The following is a 21,562-nucleotide window of genomic DNA, read 5'->3' on the forward strand; positions in this document are numbered from 1 at the left end:
TCAGCCTGCCCGGATGAGGGTTAATCCGGCGATCAGGACAGGCGGCATATTGGTATGCGCGCTGCCCGAGCCGGTGTTCTGGATCGAGATGCCAGTGCCGTTGTTGGCGATGCTCCAGGTCGCGGGCGGGCCGAAGGCACCGCCGCCGCCGATCGTGCCCGAGCCGCCGCCCGCGCCTTCGATCACGCTCTTGCTGTTGCCCGTGCCGGAGAGGTTCGACGTGATGTTGTGGCCGTGGCCTGGATCGTTGACGCCATGGTTATGCGACGGCAACTGGCTGGTCCCGAGGGTCACACTATCGAAACCGCCGCCCGTGAAGATCGTGCTGCCGTTGACGCCGCCGCTTCCGCTTGTCACGCGGCCCGTGCCCTGGTCGAGCGCGTATCGCGCGCGCCCTCGTGCATCCGGCAAAGTCGTTGAGCCGAGGACAGCCGCCAGCGCGGGATATGTGGCCGCCGAGAACGTCGATCCGTCGCAATTGAGATACGGCGGCACCGAGCAGCCGGAGACCCAATTCGGCACCGATGAACCGGCATAATCCCAATAAGAGCCAACGCGGCCAAGGTTTTTGAACTTGATGCTGGCTCCGTCATTGAAGACGTCGACGGTCTCGCCGGGCGGGACGCAAATGGCTTGCGCGCCTGCCGTCGTCTGCAGCGTGATCGTATACGCGCTCGACCCGGTCGCTTGGTTCTGAATCTCGTAGGATTTCTTGAACGAGGTCGGGAACGTGACCGTGATGCTTGAGATCAGCGTCGATGCGAAGGTGATCGTCTTGCACTGGTACTGCGCCGACACAAGATTGACGGAGCCTGCCGCCACATTGATCGTGGTGATACCGCCCGCGATCAGATCGAGCAGCGTCATGTTGTTGTTGACGGGCGTATCCCATACGCCGACCAAGTCGCCGCGTCCCGGCTCCTCAAGCTGGATGTTGGGCGAGAATGTCGAAACCATTGGCTTGCCTCGTTTTGGCGGGCTTGGGTTGCGGAATGAGTTCCTGAAGATCGGCCTCGGTCCTGATCGCGGCCTCAAGGGCGACGCGGGCAAGCCGGAAAGTGTCGTTGCACCAGTTCTCGCGCATCGCTGTTGCAGCGCGGCGAATGTGGTCCTGCGTGAATGAGATCGCGGCCCCCTTGCCTTTCCATGTCGGGCGATGGTGGCCAGCGTTGTTGTAGGAGCGCATCGAATTGACTGCGCGGTTCTGCCAAGCGTTGCAGATGCCATGCGGCGTGACGAACTTGCGGCGCTTCGCCTCCGGGAGAGTATCCCGCCATGCGGCGATCTCGGCCTCGTGATCGGCCATGTAGATCGCCCAATGCCGTTCCGTGGCTGTCGTCCCGGTCAAGCCGTTCTCATTGAGCCAATCGCGCAAGTGGAGGGCATAGACGCTGCCCTTGGGCGCGTTGACTCTGGCCCTGACCATCGCTTCCCGGCGTCCGATGCGAACGGCGCGGCCGATGCTGCACCAGTCCGCGAAGGATGTCGCCTCGTTCTCGTGAACGCGGGAGAGAGCTGCGCGCCCTGCGGCGATGATCTCGTCCTCGGTCATCAGCCGATACCCGACTGCATGCTGATGAAGGTGACCTTCGCACCTGCGCTCGACTGCGTGTTCAACGTCGCCTGCCATGCGGCGATCGGATTGCCGATCGGCAGGGTGACCGAGCTGCCCAACTCAAAGGCCGCGTTGCTGCTGCCCGTGAAGATCGTGAACCCGGTCGGTGCCGAACTGTTCGGGTTCGGATAGGTCGCGGTCGGGTCCTCAAAGGTCACCGCGATCGAATAGGACGAGCCTCCGGTCGAGATCACGGCGAACGAGAGTTCCTGCGGCGTGGCCTGCCAATTTGTCAGTTTCCATGGCGTCGTGCCGGTCGAGGAAAGTGTCACATAGATTGGCTGCATGTTGGCACTCTCTCCCGAACTAACAACGTCATTGCGCTTCATTGACGATGCTCATAAGATTATCTGATCGTCGATCCTTGGCAAGAAAGTTTTGCTTATGGCCAATCTCGAACAGTACGCCGCCGAAATCGTCGCCGCCGAGCAGGCCGTCGCCGACGCGACAAAAGCCTATCGCAAGGGTGGTTCTGTCTCTGCGGTGAACCGCGCGAATGACAGGCTGGCTGACGCTCACGCGGCATTCCGCGACTGCTCCGGTGGCCGTATCCCGACGAAGTAAGCACATCGGGCATGATGTCGTTATGGCTAGGCCTCTCAAGTACACAAAGCTGCTGCAGATTTGGACGACGCCGGAAATGGCCGACGAGTTCGTGGCCGACGCCGAGGCGTTGGGCATGTCCTATTCCGAGTTTGGCCGCGCAATCCTGACTCTATGGGGTCAGTACAAACGTTCCTTGCAGCCGCAGGCCAACGGCCATGCGCACCCGGAGGCAGCCAATGTGCGGCGGCAATAAAGGGCAATCGCAGACGTCGCAGGCGTCGACCTATCAGCCCAACCCGGTCGCGATGGGCTACATCACCGATGCTCTTGGCCGCGCGCAGCAGACCGCGAACCTCGGCTTCAACGTGCCGCAGGCCCCGGTGGCCGGTTTCAGCGGGCTGCAGAACCAGGGCTTCAATGCAGTCCAGGGCGCGCAGGGGATCGCCAATCCGTACTACCAGCAGGCCAGCAACCTCTATCAGCAGGCCGCGACGCCGGACGTCAGCCAGTTCTTCAACCCGTATGCGGGCGCGGTCACCGATCAACTCAAGAACATCTTCGGCCAGCAACAGGCACAGACGACCGGCCAACTGACCCAGGCCGCAGGTGGTGTCGGTGCCGATCGCATTGCGGTCGGGCAGGCAAACCTCGCCAATCAGCAGGGGCTCGCTGCCGGGCAGACGCTCGCTGGTATCTATGGCCAGAGCCTTCAGGCCGCGCAGCAGCAGCAGCAGCTCCTCCAGGGGCTCGGCACGAACACGGCGCAGCTCGGCACCACGGCACAGAACACTGCGCTGCAGGGCGCGAACAGCCTGCTCGGCGCTGGCAATATCCAGCAGCAGCAGTCGCAGGCGGAATTGAACGCGCCCTATCAGTACCAACTCGCGCAGTCTCAGTTCCCGTATCAGCAGGCTCAGTGGTACGGCAATCTGGTCGGCGCGCTCGCCCCGGGCCTTGGCGGCACCACGACGGGGCAGGGCACCGCGACGCCCGCGCAGCCGTCCGTCTGGTCGCAAGTGCTCGGCGCTGGCGTGGCTGGCGCAGGCGCGCTCGGCCAATCGGGCGCGTTCGGTAGCAATGGCTGGCTGACCGGCAACAACAGCTATGGCGGCCTGTCGGCGGGCAACGCCTTCAACAACTCCAACATGAACAGCGCCTATTACGGCCCGCTCAATTCGCGTGGCGGCGTGGTCAAGGCCAGTGGCGGCGCGGTCGACGATGAGCCGATCGACATCACCCATGACAAGCTTGTCCCGGACAGCCAGGTCACGCCCATCAAGCCGGTCGTGCCGCAATTGCAGCAGCAGTCGGGCGGTGGTGGTGGCGGCGGTGGCGGCCTCGGCGACATCATCGGGGCGGCGGCCAAGATCATCCCGTTCTTCTTGTCGACGGGCGGCGCGGTCAATCCGTTCGCGCGCGGCGGCGAGGTCTCGGATGAAGAACGCCAGCTCGGCATGGATTATCTGCGACAGGCGTTCACTGATCCGACGCGGCAGCAGGGCATGAGCCAACTGCGCGACGCGATGCAGAACAAATACGGCGTCAATCCGAACGACCCGATCCATGAGCCGGACGAGGCGTCCGTGCAGGCGTGGCGGAATGGGACGCCATTGCCGTCGCCGGTCGACGACACCACGGCTTCAGCATCGGCGGCCCCCGTTCTAGCGAGCGGGGCGTCGATGCCGAGCGGGACGGCAGCAGCAGGCGCTGGTGATGCGGCGGCTCAACCTGCTGCTGCCGCGCCTGCATCTCGCGAGCCGGGCTTCATCGATAGTCCATGGGCGGCCCTCACGGCCGCTGGTCTCGGCATCCTCGGCGGCACGTCTCCCTTTGCCGGTGTGAATATCGGGCAGGGCGGCATGAAGGGCCTGCAGATGCTGCAGCAGCAGCGGGAGAACGCGCAGAAGGACGAGACGACGGCGCAGGCCGCCAAGCGGCTCGAATTGGAGGCGCAGCACTACAACGACCAGTACACCCGCATGACGCCATATCAGCAGCAGTCGCTCGACCTGCAGCGGCAGAAGGCCGAGGCTGCCGCGACCAAGGAAAAGCCGCTGCCGTCCTCGCTGCAGAAGGACCTCGGCGAGAAGGCGACGACCAGCAACCAGCTGCGCGCGCTCGAAACCGGCTTCAAGCCGGACTATGCGGGCAGCGGCTCGGCGACAGTCGGCGATATCAAGAATTGGGCAGCGCGGCAGTTCAATGTCGGCAATACCGATGCAGCGGACTGGTGGCAGCAATATCAGGCGTTTCAGAACAAGGTCAGGCATGAGCTGTTCGGCTCGGCGCTGACCGCGACCGAGGCCGCGCAGTGGGAACGGCAGTCGATCAATCCCGGCATGGCACCCGATCGGATCAAGTCCAATCTGGCGCGGCAGCGTGAGATCGTCGATAACGCGCTGCGTCGTCGCGCTGACTCGCTCAAGAAGCAGGGCTATTCCGCCGAAGGCATCGACGCCGAGATCGGGCCGATGGAGAAGGCGCAGAGCTTTACCGGCCGGACCGCAACGAACCCGAAGACGGGCGCGAAGGTGCGCGAGACGACCGATGGTCAGTGGGTGCCGGTGCAATGAGCGCGCTTCCGGAAGGCTTCGTCATCGATCAGCCGGATAAACCTTCCGGAATTCCGGAAGGTTTCGTCCTGGATCAGCCGCAGGCCGAGAAGCCGCTCGCGTGGTCCGACGTCCCGGGTCAGGCGCTCGCCAATGCGCCGGGCAGCGCGGTCCAGTTCGCGAAGGACATGGTCCAGCCGATCATTCACCCAATCCAGACGGTCGAGAACATCGGCAAGGTCGGCGCTGGTCTTGCCAATCAGCTTGGCGTCGGCATCGGCGGCCCGGACCCGGAAGCCGATCAGGCATGGGAAGGCTTCAAGGGCTTTTTCAAGGATCGATACGGCTCGGTCGAGGGCTTTAAGAAGGCGCTGGCGACTGATCCGGTTGGCGTGCTCGGCGACGCGTCGATCCTTCTTACGGGCGGCGAGAGCGCATTGGCGCGCGCTCCGGGCATCGCTGGCAAGGTCGGCAGGGCCGCTGGCGAGGTTGCTGCTGCGCCTGGTCGCGTGGCTGGCGCTGCGGCGCGCGGCGTCGGCAACATCGCTGCAGAGGGCCTTGGCCTGACGACAGGCGCGGGTGCCGAGCCGATCAAGGCGGCGCTGCGGACCGGCATCGAAGGCGGCGGCGCAGGCGAGGCATTCCGCGCAGGCATGCGCAATGAGCGTCCGTTGGCCGAGGTGGTCGACGACGCGCGCGGCGCGATTGATCAGATGAGGATGGAGCGCGGGCAGGCCTATCGCGAGAAGATGGCCGATCTCGGCGCTGACAAGACGATCCTGTCGTTCAATGAGCTGGACACGGCGCTCAAGGAGCTGGACGACGTCGCCACCTACAAAGGCCAGTCGCTGTCGCCATCGACCGAGAAGGTGCGCAACGACATCAAGCAGACGGTCGAGGGCTGGAAGAACCTCCGCGCCAGCGAGTTCTGGACGCCGGAAGGTTTCGACGCGTTGAAGAAGAAGATCGGCGACATCCGGGACGGCACCGAGCCGCACACGCCGGAGCGCCGGGTGGCCGACATGGCCTACAATTCGGTGAAGAAGACGATCGTCGATCAGGCCCCCGAGTACGGCAAGATCATGAACGCGTATTCGACGATCACGGACACTATCAAGCAGATCGAGAAGACGCTCTCGCTCAATCCCAATGCGACGATCGACACGGCGCTGCGGAAACTTCTGGCGGTGACGCGGGACAACGTCAGCACCAATTTCGGCTACCGCAAGGAACTGGCGTCGATCCTCGCTGCCAACGGCGCGCCCAACCTGATCGAGCGGCTGACCGGCCACGCGCTCGGTCATTGGACGCCGCGCGGCATCGCGCGCATCGGCGCAGGCCTGACGACAACCGGCATCGGCGCTGTCGCCCCTGGTGCGCTCGCCGCTCTGCCTGCAATGTCGCCCCGGCTCGTTGGCGAGGCCGCCCATGCGATCGGACGCGGCACTCGGTATCTGCAACGTCCTGCGAAACTGGCTTCCCCCACGGCCCTGCGTGCGCTTGGGCTGGCATCTCGAAACGGAGAACAATGATGACCGACCTTCGGAAGGTCTTTGATCGTGCGGTCGCGGGCTATGACGCGGCCTATCACTCGCAGGTGGCGGCTTACAAGGAAGCCGAAGCCAATGGCGATGAAGACGGTATGGCCTCGGCGAGCATGTCGCTTATGAACATCCAGCGCGACAAGGCCAATTACGTCGCGCAGGCGCAGAACCATATCGCGCAGGAGAACCGCAACCGGCCGAAGACGCAGAAGGAGCTGGACGCCGAGCTGGACTATGCTGTCGCGGCGCTGACGCCTGACGAGATCGAGGTCGCCAAGATGTCGCTTGTCCGGGGCACCACCGAGGACAAGCTGCGGTCCTACGCGATGCAGAAGCAGAAATATCATCAGATGCTGGCCAACGGGTCCTATTCCCGGCAGGCCGACAACAGCATCAAGAGGGGCTGACCATGGCTCTGACGTTCAAACAGCCGCCTGAGGAGCGCGTCATCATTGAGCGCAAGGGCAATGGCGACAAGCGCGTCTGCAAGGCGATCCAGGACGCCGACAACGCCAAGCGCTGGAACATCACGCTGGAGCATCCGAGCGGGTCGACCTTCCACGGCTCGTTCCACGGTGACGGCAATACGGTGCATGTCGCGATGGTGCAGATGATGATGGACCGCGAGCAGATTTACCGTGAGGAGGCCGCGCGCGGGCATCGTCCGACGATCGCGGCGCGTGACGTCAACGTCCCGGTCAATGACGTCGCCGAGACGACTATTCGATCGGTTAATGGCAGGAGGTACTGATGAGCCGACAGGAACGATTGAGGGAATACAAGCGGCAGGCCGGACCGAGCGGCGAGAGCCGCAATCAGTCGACGCTCGACTACTGGAGCAATCGCGCCAGCGAGAACTCGCTGCACCCGGGCAAGAAGAAGCCCGCGCCGACGCATGGCCTTGGCCGCGAGGAGATCAACCACGAGGGCGGGACCTTCCTGCCGGGCGTCACCCGCAACGAGACTTGATCATGGTCTTCACACGCAAGCCCCGGCCGAAGAAGCCGCTGACCTATTCGACCGGTGGCGCGGTCCCGATGCCGGACCCGCCGCCCGCGCCTGAAGCTGAGACGGATGATGCTCTCGCTCAGTCGCTCCGTGCGCAGCAGCATGCCGAGGAGCTGGCGCGGGTGAAGCCGCCGTCGATCGAGGATCAGATTGACGCCATCCCGGGCATTTCCGATGCGAACCGGCAATGGCTCAAGAAGTACCCGCGCCTGATCGATCCGGGTGTCGCCCCGCTTGCACAGCGCGCTTATCAGATTGGTCTTGCCGAAGGTTTCGAAGCCGACAGTGACGAGATGCGTGAGCACATCACGCGGGAAGTCTCTGCCGATCTGGAGCGACTGGAGAAGGCCAGGACGGGCGCTCTGCGCTTCGATCCGCAACCGGAGCCGGAACCGGAGCCCGCCTATCAGCCACCGCCGCCGCCTACTGTCGCGGCGTCCCGGCCGGTCCCGCCACCGGCTTCGCCATCCCCTGCGCGCCGGAGCGTCCCGGTGTCCGCACCGGTCTCGCGCGAGGTGCCGACGTCGTCCGGCAGGCGAGAGAGTCCCAACCAGATGACGCTGACCGCCGAGGAACGCGCGATTGCTCACAACAGCTTCGGTGCCACCGCTGGCGGCGTCCAGATGAGCAACGCCGAAAAGGAGCGGCTCTACGCCATGAACAAATTGAAGTATCAGCGCATGCTCGCTTCCGGCGAGTATTCCAGGCAGGGCGACCGATGACCTATTCCGATCATCCCGAGATCGACTATGGCGTCACCCTGATGATGGCGTGGTTCGGCGCGCACCCGTTCGAAATGGCCGCCGTCAACGTCGCGCCGCCACTCACGCGTGACGAGATCGTCGCGGCCGTCCATGAGCACTATGGCGATGTCGCCGCCGCCACGCTTCGTATTGCGGTGCATTGATGGGCATCCCAACCGCCAAAGACTACGAGCTGAAGGCGATCGATGAGCTGATGGCGAACGTGACGACACGGCTTGTCACGCTTCGTCACACACCCGGGAAAAAAGATGTCACGGGGCTCCGTGACGTTCTCCAGGAACTCGTCACGAAGGTCATGAGCTATGCCCACAGTTGCGAGCAGCAATAAGTACTTCCCCGGCCAGGGGATCACGCCGCAGAAGACCAACCTGGAGCGCTTCCGGGACTTCAACGCATGGGTCCAGAAGCGCGGCGGATGGGTCGTCAGCATCCCGGGCGATCAGCCTGCCGTCGTCGAATGCCTCCAGGGCTCGTTGCTCCTCAACGATCTGGACACGGCAGGCTATGACGTGACGCCGGTCGGGACCGCTGAGCGCATCCTGCCAGCGGCGATCGAGCAGCGGTTCACGACGTTCCCGGATGGGACGATGCAGGCGATCACGGCCGACTCGTCGCTCAACGCGACGATGACCGTGACCCATGCCGGCATCAAGCAGACGTTCCGTTACGAGGTCCGGTATTAAGGCCGTGCCTGCTGCTGGACATTGTAAGGCACGACCAACGGGGTCGGACGGCTGATGTAGAGCATGACGGCCATGAGCGCCGTCACCGTCGTCACGCCGCACAGAAAGCCGAAGCAGAACGCGGTCATCATCAACTGACGGATCATGGCCGATGCCCTGCCCTAACGCGGGCATCCGGCAATGAGCATGGCGTCGCCGATCTTGGGACCGGGATCGGTCGAGCATTCCGGTGGCCATGTGAACACCGCATAGAGCGCGACGGCCAGACCAGTGGCCAGGGCAATAATTCGGATAGTCTCCCGGGCGACCCGGAATTGCGGCTTGGAAACGAGATCAATCAATGTCACGGACGCACCTCCACCGTTGGAGATTTGCGATCCGTGCGTGACTGCACCTGATCTGGAAATGGGGTTGCGCCGGTCCTTGCCGGAACGACCAGGGGTCGGCCCCTGGTCTCGCAATGCCCGTTATGATTGCGTGTCAGCGGAACTGACGCAACACACTTTTACCGCGAAGGGGCCGCCGTCCGCGCCAACATGAGGAGGACGCCGCCGATCTGCGGCAGCAGGGCGAGCAGGACCAGCCGGAGCATGGCGAAATCGTGCGGCGTCGGCTTGAGGGTGCCACCGCTGATCCAGGCGAGCAGGGACACAGCGGCGTCAGTCTGCGGGTCGGCTAGAACGTCTAATTTTCCGGTATGTTTCGCCAGCTCATCGCGCGCCGCAGCAACCGCCGCTTCCCGTTCCCGGCAGAACTTCCCGACGCCGCCTTTGCATTCGCGATCTCGCGCCGCCATGGCATCGGCGAGCGCGGATTGAGCCTGCGCAACGGCAGGCGTCACGCGTGACGATCGTGACGCCGTCACGTCCGCGATGTTGACCGAGGCGAAGCCAATGCCCGCCGTCACGGCGAAGATGAAGGTGGCCAACCAGACGAGCCACCCGGCAAGCGCCCGAGCCCGCTGGCGCGCGTCCCATAGCGAGGCGGCCACAGACGGCAGGGCAAGCGCGGCGCAATCAGCGCCTATGCCTATGGCCAGGAACAGCCACCCGGCCGTCTCGGTCGAGCCGAGGGATCGGGCGTACCATGCGTTGACGACGATCCCAGTCCCGGCCAGGGCGGTCGCGGAGGCGATTAGGGCGAGGCGGGAAAAACAAAGGGAGGGTGCCCACCTTTTGCTCGGCGTCACGTCACGGACGACACGGTCCGTCACCGTCGCTTCGAGGGCAGGTGCGACATTTGACGCAGTCGATTCGGACTTTTCCGATTCGCATGGCAAAAACGCGAGTGATGTCAGTGGCACATGGGTCGCGTGCTCGGACTTTTCCGAGGTGGGTGCGACATTTGACGCAGCTGCCCGCTTCCTCGCCCGATATGCCTTGGCGCGCTCGGCGGGTGTCTTGGGACGCTTCTTGGGTTGCGGAAGGGTGATGACGGACGCAATGGTATCGGTAGCCATGTCGACTGCTCCTAACAGTTGGGATGGTTAGACGCGGTGTCCGTGTTGGCGCACGGCATCGCGTCGCTTTACGCGACGACTCGGAGATCGGGTTTCGGCTTGGGGGGATTGCGGAGCTGGTCGACCTTGTCGGCCCAATACTGCATCAGGCGCACCCGATCCGGCCAATAGGTGCCACGGGCATAGAGCGCACGGACCGAATCATCGACGTGATCGAGCTGCATCTCAATGAGCGCCGGATCGAACACAACCGCGCCGGTCTCGGTTCGCTCCTCATTGAGGATGGTCGAGGCCGAGCTGCGGAAGCCATGCGGGTCCTGACGGCCGCCATAGCCGAGAACCTTGAGCGCAGCGGCGAGCGTGCCGTCGCTCATATGGCGGCCTTTCTGGCGGCCAGGGAACAGGAACGGCTGATCGCCTGTAAATTCCATCAATGTCCGGAGCAATTCGACGGCCTGCCGGGATAATGGAACCTCATGCGGCTTGTCGACCCGGAAATTGGCCTTGCGGCGCTGCGTCCTCTGCTTCGATTGGCCGAACGGCACCGACCATTTGGCATTATCGAGGTCGAATTGGTCCCATCGGGCCTTGATGACGTCGCCGGGACGGACGAAGGTCAGCGCCAGCAGCCGGAGCGCTGCCCCGACAAGGTTGTCATTGCGGCCTTCATAGGCGTCGATCGCTCGCAATAGCTCGCCGAACTTGGCCGGATCGGTGACGGCCTTGCGGCGTTCATGAGCCTCTGACGGGCTGATCCATCCTTCCTCGGAGACGTCGCGAATCGCGGCAAACGGGCTTGCCTGGATGTAGCCGCGCGCCACCGCGAACCCCATGATCTTGACCGCATGGCCTTGGAGCCGGACACGGGTCTCGTATTTGGCCTTGGCCTCGGCCTCTTTGAGGACTTCGGCGAGATCGGAGACGCGGACATTGCCGATCTCGACATCGCCGAAGGCCTTGGTCAGGTACCGGACCATGCGCTCGGCGCGGTCGGCGGTCTTGTCGGCCCGGCCCATGGCGTTGCGCATGGCGAGCCATTCATCGGCGATCTGGCGGAACGTCGGAGCAGGGGGCCTCGCGGCTTCGACCTCGGCCTGCCGCTCCTGCTCTTTGGCCACCTTTTTGGCCACCCCCGGGTCTTTGCCGAGGCTGACGAGCTTATGGGCCTCACGGTGCTTCTCCCGGGCCTGTTCGGCCGTCAGGCACGGATAATCGGTTCCATAGACGCCAATGGCGAGCTTCTTCTCGGTTCCATCGATCCTGTACTTGAAGCGCCAGTATTTGGAACCGTTCGGCATGACCTCCAGGTAGAGGCCGCCGCCATCGGCCAGCTTGTACGGCTTGTCCTTGGGCTTGGCGCGGTCGATATCGCGCTGACTAAGCTTCGCAAATGCCATGATTTTCCTCTCGAAACCCCCTTGCTGGAGGTCCGAGAGAATTATGCCCCCTGGGGATATGCCCCCTCAAGGGGGTTTGGCCCCCTGTCGTGGCCCCCTGCGGCAGGCCCCCGCGACTTGGCCTGACACGTCCTGATCCGGCCTGAAAACGCAAAAAATGAGCAAAGTCAGTGCTTTGCGTTACGTTCTTTATGGGATTTGAAGGGGGATTTATGGCGTAAAATGGAGCCAATGGCTCCCCGGGCTGGATTCGAACCAGCGACCATTCGATTAACAGTCGAATGCTCTACCGCTGAGCTACCGAGGAACAAGCGAAGCAAAGCTCCGCGAACGGCGCTGCGTATAACAAAGCCTTTTGGCCTTGCATAGGACGAAATCGCATCTTTGCGACGATTGCGCGTCGGATGACAAAGCTGCGGCAAAACAGAGAGTTATCTTGGTTCTGACCGATCGGTGGGCACGATCCGCCCACAGATGGATGACAGGAATTTCACTTGGAGGCGAGTAAACCGCCACCGATAGTTGGACGGAACCACCCTGTGCCCGCAGTCATGGAGTGTCGCGTATGCCCAACACCATCATCCAGTTCACCCAAGCGGTCTCAGCACCTTCGCTGATTCCCGACCAGGTCGAGCGTCTCAGCGACGACGAGTGCCTGACGCGGCTGGCGGCGGCGGTCACCGGCGGTGATTCCCATCAGCTGGACGAGATCGTGCAACTGATCGGGCGTCTGGCGGTGGTGATCGAATAGTCGGTCACCGGGCCGCCAGCGATCGCGTGCGCATTCGGCAGCCAGGGGGCCCCCTGTGAACCCCTGTGTTGCCTTTTCGGGAGCCTTGTACCAAAAGATCGCGCAGACCGCTTCGCGGTTCATTCCTTTTGCTTGCAGGTCTGCTCATGTCTTCATTCGCGACGGCGCGCCAGAAAATGGTCGATGGTCAGGTTCGGACCAACGACGTGACCGATCACCGCGTGCTCGATGCGTTGCTGACCGTGCCGCGAGAAGCCTACGTTCCGGCCGATCGTCAGGCGCTGGCCTATCTGGATCAGGACCTCGACGTGTCCGAGCCGGGGGCTGCCAAACGCTTTCTCATCAAGCCGATGTTGATTGGGAAGCTGCTGCAGGCGGCCGAGATCAAGCCGACCGACAGCGTGCTCGTCGTCGGCTGTGCGACCGGCTATCTGGCGGCTCTGGCCGCGAAGCTTGCTGGGAGCGTCACGGCGACGGAGGTTGATCCGGCACTCGAAGGTCGGGCCAAGCAGCTGCTGGCCGGCGTCGACGGTTGCCCGGTCACGATTCGCGTCGCGCCTGCCGGGCAGGGCGACCCGGCCGATGCCAGATTCGACGTGATTCTGCTGAATGGGGCCACCGAGGTGGCGGTGGACGGTCTTTGCCGGCAGCTCAAGGAAGGCGGCCGGCTGCTCGGTGTGTTCGCCAAGACGATGCCAGCGCGCGCCATGATCTTTACGCGATCGCATGGTGACATCGGTAGTAGGGTGCTGTTCGACGCCGCGGCCCCGGTCATTCCCGGTCTCGAACGGCTGCCCGAATTCGTGTTCTAAGCATCGGACGAATCTGTCGAGAGCTGCTGGACTTCGCTGCACGCGGCTGGCGGAGTGCGGACGCTCCGAGTCGTTCCGGCGGCCTCGGTCTGGCAAAATTCTGTTTTAAATCAGAAGTGTGGCCCGGATGCTGCACGTTGACAGTTTTCAGCATCAGTTCCAGGCTTGGGTGGTTCCGTTGCGCTTGCATGGGGAATAAGGTGCGAGGTGCGCGGGAGTCTCATTAACAGGTTACGGCCCGGCTCTGGCGTTCGAGCCGGTAACAAAATGAATGGAACAGGGATGTTTGGGGTGAAGGTCGTCACCGCAGCGGCGGCTGCGGTTCTCGTGATGGCTTGTGTAGGCCCGACGCCTGCGCTGGCCGACACGATCGAGGCTGCGCTGGTGCGCGCCTATCAGAACAACCCGCAACTGAACGCGTCGCGGGCCCAGGTTCGTGCGGTCGACGAAAGCGTGCCGCAAGCGCTGTCTGGGTATCGGCCGAAGGTCAACCTGACTGCGACGGCGGGTATTCAGTACACGGACTTGCAGGCGGCGCCGGGGACGACGGCCGTTAACGGCGTACAGAGGCCCCGCAGCGTCGGTCTGACCGTCAACCAGAACCTCTATAACGGCAATCAGACGGGAAACGGCGTCCGCAAGGCCGAGGCGAGCGTGTCGGCGCAACGCGAGGCTCTGCGCGTTCTGGAACAGCAGGTGCTGCTGCAGGCGGCGACGATCTACATGGACTATCTGCGCGATGCGGCGATCGTCGAGGTCCAGCGCAGCAACACGCGGGTGCTGGAGCAGACGCTCAAGCAGACCCGCGATCGGTTCAATGTCGGCGAAGTCACCCGCACCGACGTCGCCCAATCCGAGGCTCAGCTCGCCGCCGGCCGCACGCAGCAGCTCACGGCAGAGGCCCAACTCACCGCGACCCGTTCGAACTTCCGCCGAATCATTGGAAACGATCCCCAGAACTTGGCGCCGGGCGCTCCTGTCGATCGTTACTTGCCGCCGTCCCTGCAGCAGTCGGTCGAAACGGCCCTAACGGAAAACCCGAGCGTGACCTCGGCGATGTATGGCATCGACGTCCAGTATCTTGACACGAAGATCAAGGAAGGTGCGCTGCTGCCGACCGTCAACGTCCAGGCTCAGGCCCAGCAGGGTTATGAGGCGAGCCTGCAATCCTATAAAGGGTTCAGCGCGTCGGCTATCGCGTCGCTGAACGTCCCGATCTACAACGGCGGGGCGGAATATTCGCTGATCCGGCAGTCCAAGGAGACGTTGGCGCAGCAGCGTCTGGTCCTGGAGCAGACGCGTGATCAGGCTCGCTCCGACGTGGTATCTGCCTGGGGCAAGCTGCTCGCGGGCAAGGCTCAGGTTCAGTCGGCGCAGGCCCAGGTGGCGGCCTCCGAGATCGCCTTGAACGGCGTGCGCGAGGAGGCCAAGGCGGGTCAGCGGACGACGCTGGATGTCCTCAACGCTCAGCAGGCACTGGTCAATGCGCGAAACTCGCTGGTGAACGCACAGCACGATCGCGTGGTCGCATCCTACTCGGTACTTCAGACCGTCGGGCGACTGTCCCCGCAGGTGCTGAACCTGCCAACGTCGACTTATGACCCCTCCGTCCACTACCAGCAGGTCCGCGACAACTGGGCGGGTGTCCGGACGCCGGATGGTCGTTAGTTCATTCTTAACGTCGAGACGCATCCCCCGGTCCTTGGCCGGGGGATTTTTTTATGGCACATGTTCAGGTTGTGATGAATGGGCGACGCTTCACCGGCGAGCTCCGTGCTCCACCGGTTCGCGGCGGGCGTTGCTTGCATTCATTTGTTGCCATGACATAGCCTCAAAATGGCCGCCGAACGATTCGGACTACGTCGGATGTTCTTCCAAGAATAGACGTCGACATGGACAGTATCGTTCTGTTGTTTTGCATCGATCTGGCCTCGTCTGGAGACAAGTCGGCATGTCCGTTGAGAAGTTCACGCCACTTGGATCCGGCGCCCGAGACTTTTGCGCTGCGCCGGTTCGTGCGGCAGCGTCGCTGATTTGGAGTCGGAAATGACGCAGCCTGCGAAGGTCCAAGAACCCTCCATGGAGGAGATTCTGGCGTCGATCCGGCGTATCATTGCCGATGACGAGGGCAAGCCGGCGGCGGCCGAGAAGGCTGCCGCGCCGGAGCCGGTCAAGGCCGAGAAGCCGGCGGCTGCTGCCGCGCCGAAGCCGGTCATGAACGACATTCCGCCGTCGAAGATCGCGCCGGCGAAGCCGGCGCCTGCGCCGCCACCAGCTGCAGCTGCCAGCAACAGCCAGGACGACATTGACGCATTGCTGGCGGGTTTGGATGAAACGACTCCGGCCGTAGAAGCTCGGGCGCCAGAGCCGGAGCCCGAGCCGGAACCAGAAGTACTCGAGTTGACGGACGACATGGCCGTGGCCCCACCGACACCTGCTCCAGCACCCGCCCCAGCCCCCGCCGCGGCTTCATTCAAGAAGGTGGAGCCGCAGGACGACATCGAATTCATCGAGGCCGGACGGGTGAACAAGAAGGCTGCAAGCTTCGACTCCGCCTTTGAGCCGGTGGCGCCGAAGCAGCCGATCCTGGCGCCGCAGACGGTGAATGCCGTGGAATCTGCGTTCAATGCGCTGGCCAACACCGTGCTGAGCAACAATGCCCGGACGCTGGAGGATCTCGTCAAGGAGATGCTGCGGCCGATGCTCAAATCCTGGCTGGATGACAATCTGCCGGCGCTGGTCGAGCGGATCGTCAAGGCGGAGATCGAGCGCGTGTCGCGCGGCCGCTGACATCTTGCGGACGTCGGTGTCCCGGTTCGAGGGCCGCCGTGAGTTGCCGCCGGGACCCGCTGCCCTCAATGTTTGCCGACGCTGTTGACTTGGCGAGCGGCGGCGGCTTTCTAGCCATGACAAGCTGATGCTGCCCGACGGATCGGGGAAACGCTCTCTTGGGAGCGCGATCCGCGGCCGGACATCAGTCCGAAAAGAGCCCAAGCACCAACAGCTTGCGCGAGCTTTTTCAGGTCGCGACCGCAGACCGGAACAAGTTCCGCCACCTTCCGAATTGGACAGCCGGCCGCGCGCCAGCTGGGAAACGTCATGATCGATAAGAATTACCAGCCCGCCGACCTCGAAGGCCGCATGTCCCTGGTCTGGGAGGATGCGCGCGCGTTCTCCGCCGGCCGCCCCGACCGCCGCGACGCCGATCCCTTCACCATCGTCATCCCGCCGCCGAACGTCACCGGCTCGCTGCACATGGGGCACGCCCTCAACAACACGCTGCAGGACATACTGTGCCGGTTCGAGCGCATGCGCGGCCGCGACGTGCTGTGGCAGCCTGGCACCGACCATGCCGGCATCGCCACCCAGATGGTGGTCGAGCGCCAGCTGATGGAGCGCCAGCAGCCGGGCCGCCGCGAGATGGGTCGCGAGAAGTTTCTCGAGCGCGTCTGGCAGTGGAAGGATGAGAGCGGCGGCACCATCATCAACCAGCTCAAGCGCCTCGGCGCGTCCTGCGACTGGGGCCGCGAGCGCTTCACCATGGACGAGGGCCTGTCCAAGGCCGTCGTGAAGGTGTTCGTCGAGCTGCACCGCGCCGGCCTGATCTACAAGGACAAGCGGCTGGTCAACTGGGACCCCAAGCTTTTGACGGCGATCTCGGACCTCGAGGTCCAGCAGATCGAGGTCAAGGGCAACCTCTGGTACCTGCGCTATCCGATCGAGGGCAAGACCTTCAGCCCGGAGGATCCCACCAGCTTCATCGTGGTCGCCACCACGCGTCCCGAGACGATGCTGGGCGACAGCGCGGTCGCCGTGCATCCCGATGACGAGCGCTACCAGCATCTCGTCGGCAAGCGCGTCATCCTGCCGCTGGTCGGGCGCGAGATTCCGATCGTCGCCGATACCTATTCCGATCCGGAGAAGGGCACCGGCGCGGTCAAGATCACGCCGGCGCACGACTTCAACGACTTCGAGGTCGGCCGCCGCCATGGCTTGCCGCAGATCAGCATCCTCGACCGCGAGGGCTGTATCGCGCTGGTCGACAATGAGGACTATCTGCGCGGCCTGCCGGAGGGCTCCGAGGAGTTTGCGAAGGAGTTCCACGGCATCGAGCGCTTCGCCGCGCGCAGGAAGATCCTGGAGCGGCTGGAAGCCTTCGGCTTTCTCGAGCGCATTGAGCCGAACACGCACATGGTGCCGCATGGCGACCGCTCCGGCGTCGTCATCGAGCCGTATCTGACCGACCAGTGGTACGTCGACGCCAAGACTCTGGCGCAGCCGGCGATCGCGGCCGTGCGCTCGGGCGCGACGACGTTCGTGCCGCGCAACTGGGAGAAGACCTATTTCGAGTGGATGGAGAACATCCAGCCCTGGTGCATCTCGCGCCAGCTGTGGTGGGGCCATCAGATCCCGGCCTGGTACGGTCCCGACGGCAAGGCCTTCGTCGCCGAGACCGAGGAGGAGGCGGTGTCCCACGCGCTCGGCTACTACGTCGAGCAGGAGGTCATCACCGCGGAGCAGGGCCGCGAGATGGCGCTCGACCGCAACAAGCGCGAGGGCTTCATCACGCGTGACGAGGACGTGCTCGACACCTGGTTCTCCTCGGCGCTGTGGCCGTTCTCGACGCTCGGCTGGCCCGACGATACGCCGGAGGTGAAGCGCTACTACCCGACCAACGTGCTGGTCACCGGCTTCGACATCATCTTCTTCTGGGTCGCCCGGATGATGATGATGGGCATCCACTTCATGAAGGAGGTGCCGTTCTCGACGGTCTACATCCACGCGCTCGTTCGCGACGAGAAGGGCGCCAAGATGTCGAAGTCGAAGGGCAACGTCATCGATCCCCTCGCGCTGATCGACGAGCACGGCGCCGATGCGCTGCGCTTCACCTTGGCCGCGATGGCTGCCCAGGGCCGCGACATCAAGCTGTCCACGCAGCGCGTCGAGGGCTACCGCAAGTTCGCCAACAAGCTCTGGAACGCCAGCCGCTTCGCCGAGATGAATGGCTGCACGGTGCCCGAGGGCTTTGATCCGGCCTCCGCCAAGGAGACGCTGAACCGCTGGATCGCCCATGAGGCGGCCGCCGCCACGCGCGAGGTCACCGAGGCGCTGGAGGCCTATCGGTTCAACGATGCGGCCAACGCGATCTACCGCTTCGTCTGGGACGTCTATTGCGACTGGTATGTCGAGCTCTCCAAGCCGACCTTGCTCGGCGAAGAGGGGCCGGCCAAGGACGAGACCAAGGCGATGGTCGCCTGGGCGCGCGACGAGATCCTCAAGCTGCTGCATCCCTTCATGCCCTTCATCACCGAGGCGCTGTGGGAGTCGACGGCCAAGCGCGACAGCCTGCTGACGCTCTCGCCCTGGCCGCACCGCGTCGACACGCCGACCGTGGCCGAGATCGCCGCGCTGTCCGCTGCCAGCTTCGGCGATCCGCTGGTGCCGCCGGTGCTGGTGTCGTTCGATGCCGCCAGCTTCAAGGACGAGGCGGCGGAAGCTGAGATCGGCTGGGTGGTCGATCTCGTCACCGCGATCCGCTCGGTTCGCGCCGAGATGAACATCCCGCCGGCGACCCTGATGCCGCTCGCCCTCGTCGGTGCCTCCGCCGAGACGAAGGATCGCGCGCCGCGCTGGAGCGAGGTGATCAAGCGCCTCGCCAGGCTGTCGGACATCTCCTTCGCGGACACCGCGCCCGAAGGCTCCGCCCAGCTCGTCGTCCGCGGCGAGGTCGCCGCGCTTCCGCTCAAGGGCGTCGTCGATCTCGCCGCCGAGCGTACCCGCCTTGGCAAAGAAATCGCCAAGGCTGAGGCGGACATCGAGCGCGTCGACAAGAAGCTCGGCAACGAGAAGTTCGTCGCCAACGCGCCCGAGGAACTCGTTGAGGAGGAGAAGGAGAAGCGCGAGGCGGCGCTCGCCCGCAAGGCCAAGTTCCAAGAGGCGCTGTCGCGGCTGCAGGGCGTCTGACACGAAGCGCCCTCCGCGTCATTGCGAGCGCAGCGAAGCAATCCAGGGTCCCACGCGCAGCCCCTGGATCGCTTCGTCGCTTACGCTCCTCGCGATGACGGCGGAAACGGCTTGCTGACAAACCGCGAGCCCTTCAGGCCGAAGCGCCAGGGCTTCTCGACAGCCTTGGTGATGCCGATGCGGACGCCGGTGACGACCTCGACATCATCCGGGCGCGCGAACAGCTCGATCGGGGGAGCATCGAGGGGCAGGGCGTTGTGCGCGATCGTCACGCCCATCGCTTCCGTGAGCTTGCCCGGCCCCGAGCCCAGCATCCGCACGTCCTCCAGCCCGCGCCGCCGCTGCATCTCGTCGACCCCGAGCGTCGGCTCGATCGCCCGGATCAGCACCGCGCTGGCCGAGCCCTCGGGCTCGCAGACGAAGTTCACGCACCAATGGATGCCGTAGGAGCGGTAGACATAGGCGAAGCCCGGCGGGCCGAACATCACCTGGTTGCGCGGCGTCGGGCCGCGGAACGAATGCGCCGCCGGGTCGGTGTGGTGATAGGCCTCGACCTCGACGATCACGCCGCCGACGCCGTCGACTAGGAACGTCGCCCCGATCAGATCAGGCGCCACTTCAAGCACGTCGCGGGCGAAGAACGCCCGCGTCAGCCGCTTGCCTGGCGCTGCGCGCGGGGGCCGGGAAACTCCGGTGGTTTTTGCCGGTTTTTGCGCCATTCTTGAAGAATTCCGCCGGGATCAGCGCGGTTCCGCGCTGCCCATATCTGCCATGCCCTGGTATCCTCGGCCAGCCGGTTGCGGCGCAGCCCGGCACGGAATAGCTAGGGCGCAACAGAGCTTTGCCAGGTCCCCATGGTCACCATCGTCGACATCAACGCGAACACGCCGCTGCGCCCCCGTCACCCGGAGAAGGTGAACCGGCCGGACTCGGTCTCGCCGGCCAAGCCCGCCTGGATCCGAGTCAAGGCGCCGACCACCCGCGGCTACGCCGACACCCGCAACATCGTTCGCGAGAACGGACTCGTCACCGTCTGCGAGGAGGCCGGCTGCCCGAACATCGGCGAGTGCTGGGACAAGAAGCACGCCACCTTCATGATCATGGGCGACACCTGCACCCGGGCCTGCGCCTTCTGCAACGTCAAGACCGGCATGCCCGCCGCGCTCGACGCCGGCGAGCCCGAGCACGTCGCCGAGGCCACCTTCAAGCTCGGCCTGACCCATGTCGTGGTCACATCGGTCGACCGCGACGATCTCACCGACGGCGGCGCTGCCCATATCGCTGCGACCATTCGCGCCATCCGCGCGAAGTGCCCGACCACCACGATCGAGGTGCTGACACCCGACTTCCTGCGCAAGAACGGCGCGCTGGAGCAGGTCGTCGCCGCCAAGCCGGATGTCTTCAACCACAATCTCGAGACCGTGCCGTCGCGCTATCTCTCGGTGCGCCCGGGCGCACGCTACTTCCACTCGATCCGGCTGTTGCAGCGGGTCAAGGAGATCGATCCGACCATCTTCACCAAGTCCGGCATCATGGTCGGCCTCGGCGAGCAGCGCCACGAGGTGCTGCAGGTGATGGACGATCTGCGCTCGGCCGAGGTCGATTTCCTGACCATCGGGCAGTATCTGCAGCCGACCAAGAAGCACCACGCCGTGATGAACTACGTCACGCCGGAGGAGTTCTCCAACTACGAGACCGTCGCCTACACCAAGGGCTTCCTGATGGTGTCGGCCAGCCCGCTGACGCGCTCCTCCCACCACGCCGGCGAGGATTTTGCCAAGCTGAAGGCCGCGCGCGACGCGCTCGCGCGCTGATCGAGACGAGATGCCGAGATTTTCCAACAAGCGCCGTGTCGCGCACACGGCCGACCAGATGTTCGACCTCGTCGCCGATGTCGAGCGCTATCCCGAATTCGTGCCGCTGTGCGAGAAGCTGGTGGTGCGCCAGCGCAACGCGAAGCCTGACGGCACCGAGGTCGTCGTCGCCGACATGACGGTGTCGTTCAAGCTGGTGAAGGAGACCTTCACCAGCCGCGTCACGCTGGATCGCGCCAAGCGCAACATCCTGGTCGAATATGTCAGCGGGCCGTTCTCCAGCCTGGAAAACCGCTGGAGCTTCGAGCCGCGCGAGCAGGGCGCTTGCGAGGTGACGTTCTTCATCGCCTACGAGTTCAAGAGCCGCATGCTGGCGATGCTGATGGGTTCGATGTTCGACACGATCTTCGCGCGGATGTCGGCGGCGTTCGAGAAGCGGGCGGACGCGATCTACGGGCGCAAGCCGGCGGTGTCGCCGACGTAAGGTCTTGCTGCTATCGATGATCGGCCTCAGTCGGCACCACACTCTCCGCCGTCATCCCCGCGAAAGCGGGGATCCATAACCACAGGATGGTTTGTGGCGGCAGGCAGGCAACTCCGACCTCGTCTCACCACATCTGCTGCGGCGTATGGATCCCGGGTCGGCGCCTCCG

Annotated in this window: 25 protein-coding genes and 1 tRNA gene; 16 read left to right on the plus strand and 10 right to left on the minus strand. The window is 64.3% G+C overall.

The genetic code is table 11. The features are described 5' to 3' along the window. Genes ACQR1Y_RS12435 through ACQR1Y_RS12450 form a run of 4 tightly spaced genes read right to left on the minus strand, consistent with a single transcriptional unit; the run spans position 1 to position 2,134 of the window. Entirely contained in the window at positions 1–903 is a 903-nt protein-coding gene (locus tag ACQR1Y_RS12435; RefSeq protein ID WP_434894303.1) for a tail fiber protein, read from the minus strand. Between the two features lie 19 nt (positions 904–922). Further along, complete coding sequence (locus ACQR1Y_RS12440) at positions 923–1,552, minus strand: hypothetical protein (RefSeq protein ID WP_434863630.1); 630 nt, start codon at positions 1,550–1,552, stop codon at positions 923–925. Continuing rightward, positions 1,552–1,944, minus strand: coding sequence for a hypothetical protein (locus ACQR1Y_RS12445; protein ID WP_434863629.1), 393 nt, complete (start codon positions 1,942–1,944; stop codon positions 1,552–1,554). The genes ACQR1Y_RS12440 and ACQR1Y_RS12445 overlap by 1 nt, the downstream gene beginning before the upstream one ends. Next, positions 1,931–2,134: a hypothetical protein gene (locus tag ACQR1Y_RS12450; RefSeq protein ID WP_434863628.1), complete on the minus strand. Its 204-nt coding sequence runs from the start codon at positions 2,132–2,134 to the stop codon at positions 1,931–1,933. The genes ACQR1Y_RS12445 and ACQR1Y_RS12450 overlap by 14 nt, the downstream gene beginning before the upstream one ends. 121 nt (positions 2,135–2,255) lie before the next feature. Here ACQR1Y_RS12450 and ACQR1Y_RS12455 point away from each other — a divergent pair, with 121 nt between their 5' ends. The 9 genes from ACQR1Y_RS12455 (at position 2,256) to ACQR1Y_RS12495 (ending at position 8,712) form a co-directional block, all read left to right on the plus strand. Continuing rightward, on the plus strand, positions 2,256–2,414 hold the full coding sequence (locus tag ACQR1Y_RS12455) for a hypothetical protein (RefSeq protein WP_434863627.1): 159 nt from the start codon (positions 2,256–2,258) through the stop codon (positions 2,412–2,414). Next, positions 2,398–4,734 carry a hypothetical protein gene (locus ACQR1Y_RS12460; protein WP_434863626.1) on the plus strand — a complete coding sequence of 779 codons (2,337 nt, stop codon included), beginning with the start codon at positions 2,398–2,400 and terminating at the stop codon, positions 4,732–4,734. The genes ACQR1Y_RS12455 and ACQR1Y_RS12460 overlap by 17 nt, the downstream gene beginning before the upstream one ends. Continuing rightward, positions 4,731–6,245: a hypothetical protein gene (locus tag ACQR1Y_RS12465; protein ID WP_434863625.1), complete on the plus strand. Its 1,515-nt coding sequence runs from the start codon at positions 4,731–4,733 to the stop codon at positions 6,243–6,245. The genes ACQR1Y_RS12460 and ACQR1Y_RS12465 overlap by 4 nt, the downstream gene beginning before the upstream one ends. Continuing rightward, positions 6,245–6,664 (plus strand): hypothetical protein, encoded by a 420-nt coding sequence (locus tag ACQR1Y_RS12470; protein ID WP_434863624.1) that lies wholly within the window; start codon positions 6,245–6,247, stop codon positions 6,662–6,664. Before ACQR1Y_RS12465 ends, ACQR1Y_RS12470 begins: the two co-directional genes overlap by 1 nt. A 2-nt stretch (positions 6,665–6,666) precedes the next feature. Next, positions 6,667–7,008 carry a hypothetical protein gene (locus ACQR1Y_RS12475; RefSeq protein WP_434863623.1) on the plus strand — a complete coding sequence of 114 codons (342 nt, stop codon included), beginning with the start codon at positions 6,667–6,669 and terminating at the stop codon, positions 7,006–7,008. Next, a complete protein-coding gene (locus ACQR1Y_RS12480; RefSeq protein WP_434863622.1) occupies positions 7,008–7,226 on the plus strand; it encodes a hypothetical protein in 219 nt (72 codons plus the stop codon). The genes ACQR1Y_RS12475 and ACQR1Y_RS12480 overlap by 1 nt, the downstream gene beginning before the upstream one ends. 2 nt (positions 7,227–7,228) lie before the next feature. Next, positions 7,229–7,987 (plus strand): hypothetical protein, encoded by a 759-nt coding sequence (locus ACQR1Y_RS12485; protein WP_434894304.1) that lies wholly within the window; start codon positions 7,229–7,231, stop codon positions 7,985–7,987. Then, positions 7,984–8,172 carry a hypothetical protein gene (locus ACQR1Y_RS12490; RefSeq protein WP_434863620.1) on the plus strand — a complete coding sequence of 63 codons (189 nt, stop codon included), beginning with the start codon at positions 7,984–7,986 and terminating at the stop codon, positions 8,170–8,172. The genes ACQR1Y_RS12485 and ACQR1Y_RS12490 overlap by 4 nt, the downstream gene beginning before the upstream one ends. A 159-nt stretch (positions 8,173–8,331) precedes the next feature. Then, positions 8,332–8,712: a hypothetical protein gene (locus tag ACQR1Y_RS12495; protein WP_434863619.1), complete on the plus strand. Its 381-nt coding sequence runs from the start codon at positions 8,332–8,334 to the stop codon at positions 8,710–8,712. Here ACQR1Y_RS12495 and ACQR1Y_RS12500 read toward each other — a convergent pair. The 5 genes from ACQR1Y_RS12500 to ACQR1Y_RS12520 form a co-directional block, all read right to left on the minus strand. Further along, positions 8,709–8,858 (minus strand): hypothetical protein, encoded by a 150-nt coding sequence (locus ACQR1Y_RS12500; RefSeq protein ID WP_434863618.1) that lies wholly within the window; start codon positions 8,856–8,858, stop codon positions 8,709–8,711. The genes ACQR1Y_RS12495 and ACQR1Y_RS12500 overlap by 4 nt on opposite strands. A 15-nt stretch (positions 8,859–8,873) precedes the next feature. Further along, complete coding sequence (locus tag ACQR1Y_RS12505) at positions 8,874–9,059, minus strand: hypothetical protein (protein ID WP_434863617.1); 186 nt, start codon at positions 9,057–9,059, stop codon at positions 8,874–8,876. A gap of 158 nt (positions 9,060–9,217) precedes the next feature. Then, the gene (locus tag ACQR1Y_RS12510) at positions 9,218–10,171 is read right to left on the minus strand and encodes a hypothetical protein (RefSeq protein WP_434863616.1); all 954 of its coding nucleotides are present in this window, start codon (positions 10,169–10,171) and stop codon (positions 9,218–9,220) included. Between the two features lie 68 nt (positions 10,172–10,239). Then, positions 10,240–11,568 (minus strand): tyrosine-type recombinase/integrase, encoded by a 1,329-nt coding sequence (locus tag ACQR1Y_RS12515; RefSeq protein ID WP_434863615.1) that lies wholly within the window; start codon positions 11,566–11,568, stop codon positions 10,240–10,242. Between the two features lie 232 nt (positions 11,569–11,800). Further along, positions 11,801–11,875 (minus strand) — tRNA-Asn (locus ACQR1Y_RS12520). Between the two features lie 258 nt (positions 11,876–12,133). Here ACQR1Y_RS12520 and ACQR1Y_RS12525 point away from each other — a divergent pair. The 5 genes from ACQR1Y_RS12525 (at position 12,134) to ACQR1Y_RS12545 (ending at position 19,095) form a co-directional block, all read left to right on the plus strand. Beyond that, the gene (locus ACQR1Y_RS12525) at positions 12,134–12,319 is read left to right on the plus strand and encodes a hypothetical protein (protein ID WP_434858863.1); all 186 of its coding nucleotides are present in this window, start codon (positions 12,134–12,136) and stop codon (positions 12,317–12,319) included. 146 nt (positions 12,320–12,465) lie between these two features. Beyond that, positions 12,466–13,131 (plus strand): protein-L-isoaspartate O-methyltransferase family protein, encoded by a 666-nt coding sequence (locus tag ACQR1Y_RS12530; RefSeq protein ID WP_434877432.1) that lies wholly within the window; start codon positions 12,466–12,468, stop codon positions 13,129–13,131. A gap of 282 nt (positions 13,132–13,413) precedes the next feature. Continuing rightward, positions 13,414–14,799: a TolC family outer membrane protein gene (locus tag ACQR1Y_RS12535; RefSeq protein ID WP_434877433.1), complete on the plus strand. Its 1,386-nt coding sequence runs from the start codon at positions 13,414–13,416 to the stop codon at positions 14,797–14,799. Between the two features lie 378 nt (positions 14,800–15,177). Continuing rightward, a complete protein-coding gene (locus ACQR1Y_RS12540; protein ID WP_434859243.1) occupies positions 15,178–15,921 on the plus strand; it encodes a PopZ family protein in 744 nt (247 codons plus the stop codon). A 309-nt stretch (positions 15,922–16,230) separates the two neighbouring features. After that, positions 16,231–19,095, plus strand: a complete 2,865-nt coding sequence (locus ACQR1Y_RS12545) for a valine--tRNA ligase (protein ID WP_434877434.1) — start codon at positions 16,231–16,233, stop codon at positions 19,093–19,095. A gap of 80 nt (positions 19,096–19,175) precedes the next feature. Here the strand turns inward: ACQR1Y_RS12545 and ACQR1Y_RS12550 are convergent, their stop codons facing one another. After that, positions 19,176–19,814 carry a DNA-3-methyladenine glycosylase gene (locus ACQR1Y_RS12550; RefSeq protein ID WP_434877435.1) on the minus strand — a complete coding sequence of 213 codons (639 nt, stop codon included), beginning with the start codon at positions 19,812–19,814 and terminating at the stop codon, positions 19,176–19,178. 135 nt (positions 19,815–19,949) lie between these two features. On the opposite strand from ACQR1Y_RS12550, the gene lipA reads away from it, so the two are divergent. Both lipA and ACQR1Y_RS12560 read left to right on the plus strand, forming a co-directional pair. Then, complete coding sequence (lipA, locus tag ACQR1Y_RS12555; RefSeq protein WP_434877436.1) at positions 19,950–20,909, plus strand: lipoyl synthase; 960 nt, start codon at positions 19,950–19,952, stop codon at positions 20,907–20,909. A 10-nt stretch (positions 20,910–20,919) separates the two neighbouring features. After that, the gene (locus ACQR1Y_RS12560) at positions 20,920–21,393 is read left to right on the plus strand and encodes a type II toxin-antitoxin system RatA family toxin (RefSeq protein ID WP_434858857.1); all 474 of its coding nucleotides are present in this window, start codon (positions 20,920–20,922) and stop codon (positions 21,391–21,393) included. The last annotated feature ends 169 nt before the right edge of the window (positions 21,394–21,562 follow it).

It is taken from the genome of Bradyrhizobium sp. HKCCYLRH3099, assembly GCF_051167855.1.
In the GTDB taxonomy this organism is placed as follows: Bacteria; Pseudomonadota; Alphaproteobacteria; order Rhizobiales; family Xanthobacteraceae; genus Bradyrhizobium.